This is a genomic window from Nocardioides caeni, assembly GCF_004912195.1.
GTDB lineage: Bacteria > Actinomycetota > Actinomycetes > Propionibacteriales > Nocardioidaceae > Nocardioides > Nocardioides caeni.
The window spans coordinates 1-6,677 of record NZ_STGW01000028.1; the positions used below are offsets into that span (position 1 = coordinate 1).

Sequence of the window (6,677 nt, forward strand, 5' to 3'; positions counted from 1 at the left end):
CGACCGCTGTGGCCGGCATCGTCACCGGTGTGACGCTGTCCATCGCCCGGGTCGCCGGCGAGACGGCGCCGCTCCTGTTGATCCTCGGCACCGCCCGCAGCGTCAACTGGAACCCCTTCGACGGCGCTGTGCAGACGCTGCCGGTGTTCATCTACCAGTCGCTGTCGCAGACCTCGAACGCCAAGTACGGCGCGATCTGGGAGGACCGCGTGTGGGGCGCCGCGTTCGTGCTGATCGTGATCGTGATGGTGCTGAACGTGATCGCCCGCGTGGTCGGCTCCGTGTTCGCCCCCAAGACCAAGTGACCCGCCCTCACTGAAACACAAGGAAAACTGACATGGCAAAGAGCATCGACGTCTCGGACGTCAACATCTACTACGGGGACTTCCTCGCGGTCGAGGGCGTCAACATGTGGATCAAGGCGCGCTCGGTCACCGCCTTCATCGGCCCCTCCGGCTGCGGCAAGTCCACCTTCCTGCGCTCGCTCAACCGGATGCACGAGGTGATCCCGGGCGCCCGTGTCGAGGGCAAGATCGTCGTCGACGGGCAGGACCTCTACGGGCCGGGCGTCGACCCGGTCGCGGTCCGCCGCCAGATCGGCATGGTCTTCCAACGTCCCAACCCGTTCCCGACGATGTCGATCTATGAGAACGTCCTCGCCGGCATGCGGCTCAACGCCAAGAAGCTGAGCCGCTCCGACGCCGACTCGATCGTCGAGAAGTCGTTGCGCGGCGCCAACCTCTGGAACGAGGTGAAGGACAGGCTCGACAAGCCCGGAGCCGGCCTGTCCGGTGGCCAGCAGCAGCGCCTGTGCATCGCCCGTGCCATCGCGGTCGAGCCGGACGTCCTGCTGATGGACGAGCCGTGCTCGGCGCTCGACCCGATCTCGACCTCGGCCATCGAGGACCTGATCCACGAGCTCAAGAACGACTACACGATCGTCATCGTCACCCACAACATGCAGCAGGCGGCGCGCGTCTCCGACGACACCGGCTTCTTCAACCTCAAGGCCACCGGCGAGCCCGGTCACCTGGTGGAGTTCAACCCGACCAAGAAGATGTTCGCCAACCCCGACGACCCGTCGACCGAGGCCTACATCTCCGGCCGCTTCGGCTGAGCCGGCGGCCCGCGCGGCGCGCTCGAAGGGACTCTCGGTGACCATCGACGACGGACGCTCGGACGTCCGCCGCCAGTCCGTGCGCTCCTACCTCCGCAGGTGGGTGGCGACGTCCGGCGCCCAGCTGCTGGTGGTCGACCCGGAGGACGACGGGGGCGCGCTCGCCGGCGCCATGGCTCCCCGCGGGGTCCACGTCAACTGGGTCTCGACGACGACCGACGGCCTCGTGGAGTTCGGTCGCACCGACCCGCTGGCGGTCATCGTCGCCCCGGAGTGCGGCGGCATCCCCGCCCCCGAGTTCGTCGACGTGATCCGGCGCCTGGGGGCGTCCTACGTCCTGGCAGCGGGGGGTGGGCCGCCCGATGCCGGGGACCTCGGTCCGCTGGTGGCGGCAGGAGCGAGCGCCGTCGTACCCCGGCCCTATGACGCGCAGCGGGTGTGGGAGCTGATGACTCTCTCGCCGCGCTCGGTCAGCGAGCACGCGCTCGTCCATGTCGGCCCGCTGGAGCTCGACGCCACCGCGTTCACGGTCAAGGTCGGCGGTGAGCGGATCGCGGACCTGCCGCTGAAGGAGTTCGAGATGTTGCGGGCGCTGATGCTCGCTGCGCCCGGCGTCGTCACCGACGACGAGCTGCGGGACGCGCTCTGGGGGAGTGACGGGCGCCGCCCGGGCAGCAACACCATCGCGATGCACGCGACCCGGTTGCGCTCCCGCCTCGGTGAGGCAGCCGTCGTACGACGGGTGCGCGGCCGCGGCTACAGCCTCGCCGTGGGGTGACTGGTCAGTTGCCGGGGATGAGCGCGGCGAGGCCGAAGTAGGTCACCACGGCGACGAGGGCGGCGGCGGGGATCGTGACGATCCAGGCCACGACGATGCCGCGGGCGACGCCCCAGCGCACGGCGCTGAAGCGCTTGGTGGCGCCGGAGCCCATGATCGCGGACGTGATCGTGTGGGTGGTGGAGACCGGCGCGTGCAGGCCCATCGCCATCACGTAGAGCACGGTCGCCGCGACGCCCTCGGCGGCGAACCCGCGAGGGGGGTCGAGGTCGATGATCTTGCGACCCAGCGTCCGCATGATCCGCCAGCCACCGGAGTAGGTGCCGGCCGCGATCGCCGTGGCGGCGGCGACGATCACCCACAACGGCACGCCGTCACCGTCGGAGTAGCCGCCGGCGACGAGGGCGAGCACGATGACGCCCATCGTCTTCTGCGCGTCCTGGAGGCCGTGGCCGAGCGACATGCCGGCCGCCGAGACCGTCTGGGCGAGGCGGAAGCCGCGGTTGATCTTGTGCGGGTTGGCCTTGCGGAAGGCCCACATGATCGCGGTCATGAAGAGGAAGGCCCCGAAGAAGCCGATGAGCGGCGAGGCGATCATCGGGATGGCGACCTTCTCGACCATGGTGTCCCAGTGGACGTGGGTCGAGCTGGCCAGGCCTGCGCCGACGATGCCGCCGATGAGCGCGTGCGAGGACGAGCTGGGGATGCCGAAATACCAGGTGATCAGGTTCCAGGCGATGGCCCCGACCAAGGCGGCGGCGACGATCGTGAGGGCATGGAGCTGTGTCTCCGTGTCGGCGCCGCTCGGGGCCGCTGACTCGATGTCGATGATGCCCTGGATGGTCTTCGCGACGCCGACGCCGAGGAGCGCGCCGACGAAATTGAGGATCGCGGCCATCGCCAGGGCGATGCGCGGGGTGAGGGCACGGGTCGACACCGAGGTGGCGATGGCGTTGGCGGCGTCGTGGAAGCCGTTGGTGTAGTCGAAGACCAGCGCGATCACGACGACCGCGATGACCATCAGCAGGATGGAGTCCACTGCTCGAGGTCAGCCTTCCTTGACGGCGATCTGTTCCACCGTGTTCGCGACCTTCTCGAAGGCGTCGATCGCGCCTTCGAGGGACTCGACGATGTCCTTGAGCTTGAGCACCTCGATGGTCTTGAACTCGCCGGAGAAGAGCTTGGCGAGGGTCCGCCGGTGGTTGCGGTCACCGGTGTTCTCGAGGCGGTTGATCTCGATCCAGTAGTCGTCGAGCGACTTCATCGACTGCAGCCGCGGCATCGCCTCGGCGGTCAGCTCGGCGCAGCGCTGGAGGACCTCGACCTGCTCGGACAGCTCGGGCGGGAGCGTCTTGACCTCATAGAGCAGGATCAGGTCGACGGCCTCGTCCATCATGTCCATGACGTCGTCGAGGCCGGACCCGAGGGCATAGATGTCCTCGCGGTCGAACGGCGTCACGAAGGTGCTGTTGACCTTCTTGACGATCGCATGGGTGGTCTCGTCGGCGGCGTGCTCGGCGGCGCGCATGCGCTCGGCGACGTTCGCCTTGTCGGAGGTCTCCGAGAGCATCTCGGCCAGCAGCTCGGCGCCGCCCACCAGATGCTGTGCGGACGTGGTGAAGAGGTCGTAGAACGAGGTGTCGACCGGACGGAAACGCAGACCCACGAGTACTCCCATGAAAGTGGAGAAGAACGTCCACATGCTAGGGGACCGCGAACGCGTGAACGCAACCCACGACAGCGCTGGGCGGTGTGGCCCGGCGCACGCGGTGGCCCCGTCAGCGAGACGAGACTGCGTTTGCGCAGGTCAGCGGCCTGCGACCGGGTGAACGGAGGGCGCGGACCGGTGTTTCAGCTGGTGGCGCGTCGCCCGCGCTGACGCTCGATGAGCGTCTCCTGGAGATGCCGGGCGCCATCGTTGCGGGTCCAGCGGGCGTCCGGCCCGAGGATCCACGCCTGGGTGTCCCCGTCGAAGGCGAGGTCGAGCAGGGCCCGGACCTCGTCGCGGCTCTGCTCCGGGAGGCGCACCAGCACCTCCACGCGACGATCCAGGTTGCGGTGCATCATGTCGGCCGAGCCGATCCAGGCCGTGGGCTCGCCGCCACCCTCGAAGCCGAAGACGCGGCTGTGCTCGAGGAAGCGGCCGAGGATCGAGCGGACCTTGATGTTGTCGCTCAGGCCCGGGACGCCCGGCCGGAGGGCGCAGATGCCGCGCACCAACAGCTCCACCGGCACTCCCTCGCAGGAGGCGAGGTAGAGCGCGTCGATGACCTGCTCGTCCACGATGGAGTTGGCCTTGATCCGGATGCCCGCGGGCCGACCGGCCCGGTGGTGCGCGATCTCGGCGTGGATCTGCTCGACCAGCCCCGAGCGGACGAAGTCGGGAGCGACCAGGAGCTGGTCGTAGGTCGCCTTGCGCGACCAGCCGGACAGGTTGTTGAAGAGGTGGGCGACGTCCTCGCCGATGACCTCGTCGGTGGTGAGCAGGCCGAGGTCCTCATACATCCGGGAGGTCTTCGGGTTGTAGTTGCCGGTGCCGATGTGGGTGTAGCGGCGGATCCCGACCTGCTCGCCCTCGTCGCGCACGACCATCGCCAGCTTGCAGTGGGTCTTGAGGCCGACGAGGCCGTAGACGACGTGGCAGCCGGCCTGCTCCAGCTTGCGTGCCCAGCGGATGTTGGCCTGCTCGTCGAACCGGGCCTTGATCTCGACGAGGACCAGCACCTGCTTGCCCGCCTCGGCGGCGTCGATGAGCGCATCGATGATCGGGGAGTCGCCGGAGGTGCGATAGAGCGTCTGCTTGATCGCGAGCACGTGCGGGTCGGCCGCCGCCTGCTCGATGAAGCGCTGCACCGACGTGGCGAAGGAGTCGTAGGGGTGGTGGAGCAGGACGTCGCGTCGCCGCAGTGCCTTGAAGACGTCGACCGGCGCAGCGGACTCCACCTCCGCCAGACGCGGGTGGGTGATCGGCACGAAGGAGCGGTACTTCAGGTCCTCGCGGGGCAGGTCGGCGATCGAGTGCAGTCCTCGCAGGTCCAGCGGGCCGGGAAGGCGGAAGACCTCCTGCTCGTTGATGTCGAGCTCGGAGACGAGCAGCTCCAGCACGGGAGCGGAGATCGACTGGTCGACCTCGAGGCGGACGGGGGGACCGAACTTACGGCGCAGCAGCTCCTTCTCGAGCGCGGCCAGCAGGTTCTCCGCGTCGTCCTCCTCGACCTCGACGTCCTCGTTGCGCGTGACCCGGAAGGTGTGGAACTCCAGCACCTCCATGCCCGGGAAGAGTCGACCCAGGTGCTCGCCGATGACGTCCTCGAGCGGCACGAACCGGGCGTTGCCCAACGGCACGAAGCGGTCGAAGTTCGACGGCACCTTCACGCGCGCGAAGTGCTCCTTGCCCGTCTTCGGGTTGCGGATCAGGACGGCCAGGTTGAGCGAGAGGCCGGAGATGTAGGGGAAGGGGTGGGCCGGGTCGACCGCGAGCGGGGTGAGGACCGGGAACACCCGCTCCTTGAAGAGTCGCTTGCAGGCCTTCTGCTCGTCGCGCTCCAGGTCGGCCCAGCGGACCAGCACGATGCCCTGGGTGTCGAGGGCCGGGACGATCTCGTCGCGGAAGACCCGCGCATGGCGCTGGCTGAGCTCGCCGGCGCGCTGCCAGATCGCCTCGAGCACCTCGCGCGGCATCATGCCGCTGGCCGCCCGCACGGCGAGCCCGGTCGCGATCCGCCGCTTGAGCCCGGCCACCCGGACCATGAAGAACTCGTCGAGGTTGCTGGCGAAGATCGCCAGGAAACGGGCGCGCTCCAGCAGTGGCAGCGTGGGGTCCTCGGCGAGCTCGAGCACCCGCTCGTTGAAGCGGAGCCACGACAGCTCCCGGTCGACGAACCGGTTGTCGACGGCCTCGATCCGGGCGAGGACGTCCTCCGGAGCGGCGTACGGCGCCTCGACCGCGTCTCCGGACGAGGGCGAGGAGGGGGAGTCGGGCACGACGACCAGTGTGCCAGCGGGCTCGGTCTCGGCGACCTGATCGCTCTGCGGGTGCTGCTCGGAGGACATGTCGCGGAGTGTGGCAGGACCGGGTGAACAGCAGATGTCCTTCCGCGGGCGGATGGCGTGGTCGCTACCGCCGAGTAGGTTGTCGTCCGTGAATCCGCGCACCGTCGTCGAGTCCCTGGCCGCCCGCCTCTTCCTCGGTCTTCCCCTGCCCCTGCAACGGCGCCTCGGCGGGACGCCGCTGGTCCTCGACGGCCAGACCCTCGCCGCCGACCTCCAGCTGCTGCTCCGCGCCCAGCGCCTGACCGGCAAGGACCGGCTGGGCAACCCGTCGGTCGCCCAGGGCCGCGCCGAGATGGCCGCCAACGCTGCCATCGCCGGCGGCAACCAGCCCATCGGCTCGGCGCGCGACCGCGAGGTGGCGGGGCTCCCCGCCCGCCACTACCTCCCCACCGGGCCGCGGCCGAGCGCGCCGGGCCCGCTGCTGCTGTTCTTCCACGGTGGCGGGTTCCTCTACGGCGACCTCGAGTCCCACGACGCGCCCTGCCGTGTCCTCGCCGAGCGCTCGGGCGTGCCCGTGCTGGCGATCGACTACCGCGTCGGGCCGGAGGGCGTCTTCCCTGCGGCGTTCGACGACGCCGAGTCCGCGTTGCGGTGGGTGCACGAGCACGCTGATCGCCTCGGCGTCGACCCGCAGCGCATCGGCGTCGCGGGCGACTCGGCGGGTGGCAACATCGCCGCCTGGGTGGCGCTCGCCGCTGCCCGGGAGGGGCTGCCCCTCGCCTTCCAGGC

At 69.6% G+C, this 6,677-nt stretch carries 7 protein-coding genes; 4 read left to right on the plus strand and 3 right to left on the minus strand.

Annotated features, from left to right (window positions below; all coding sequences use genetic code 11):
- From E9934_RS19180 to E9934_RS19190, 3 genes are all read left to right on the plus strand, one after another.
- On the plus strand, positions 1 to 305 hold a 305-nt coding region (locus E9934_RS19180; RefSeq protein WP_136564511.1), incomplete at its 5' end, for an ABC transporter permease family protein.
- 32 nt (positions 306 to 337) lie between these two features.
- Positions 338 to 1,117, plus strand: a complete 780-nt coding sequence (gene pstB, locus E9934_RS19185; protein WP_136564512.1) for a phosphate ABC transporter ATP-binding protein PstB — start codon at positions 338 to 340, stop codon at positions 1,115 to 1,117.
- Between the two features lie 37 nt (positions 1,118 to 1,154).
- A complete protein-coding gene (locus E9934_RS19190; protein WP_136564513.1) occupies positions 1,155 to 1,895 on the plus strand; it encodes a winged helix-turn-helix transcriptional regulator in 741 nt (246 codons plus the stop codon).
- A 4-nt stretch (positions 1,896 to 1,899) separates the two neighbouring features.
- On the opposite strand, the gene E9934_RS19195 is transcribed toward E9934_RS19190, so the two are convergent.
- The 3 genes from E9934_RS19195 to E9934_RS19205 all read right to left on the minus strand — a co-directional run bounded on the left by E9934_RS19195 (position 1,900) and on the right by E9934_RS19205 (position 5,948).
- The gene (locus tag E9934_RS19195) at positions 1,900 to 2,916 is read right to left on the minus strand and encodes an inorganic phosphate transporter (protein WP_136564515.1); all 1,017 of its coding nucleotides are present in this window, start codon (positions 2,914 to 2,916) and stop codon (positions 1,900 to 1,902) included.
- 27 nt (positions 2,917 to 2,943) lie between these two features.
- Positions 2,944 to 3,561 carry a DUF47 domain-containing protein gene (locus tag E9934_RS19200; protein WP_238695060.1) on the minus strand — a complete coding sequence of 206 codons (618 nt, stop codon included), beginning with the start codon at positions 3,559 to 3,561 and terminating at the stop codon, positions 2,944 to 2,946.
- 185 nt (positions 3,562 to 3,746) lie between these two features.
- Complete coding sequence (locus tag E9934_RS19205) at positions 3,747 to 5,948, minus strand: RNA degradosome polyphosphate kinase (RefSeq protein ID WP_136564514.1); 2,202 nt, start codon at positions 5,946 to 5,948, stop codon at positions 3,747 to 3,749.
- An 88-nt stretch (positions 5,949 to 6,036) separates the two neighbouring features.
- Between E9934_RS19205 and E9934_RS19210 the strand changes: the two genes are divergently transcribed.
- On the plus strand, positions 6,037 to 6,677 hold a 641-nt coding region (locus E9934_RS19210; protein WP_238695061.1), incomplete at its 3' end, for an alpha/beta hydrolase.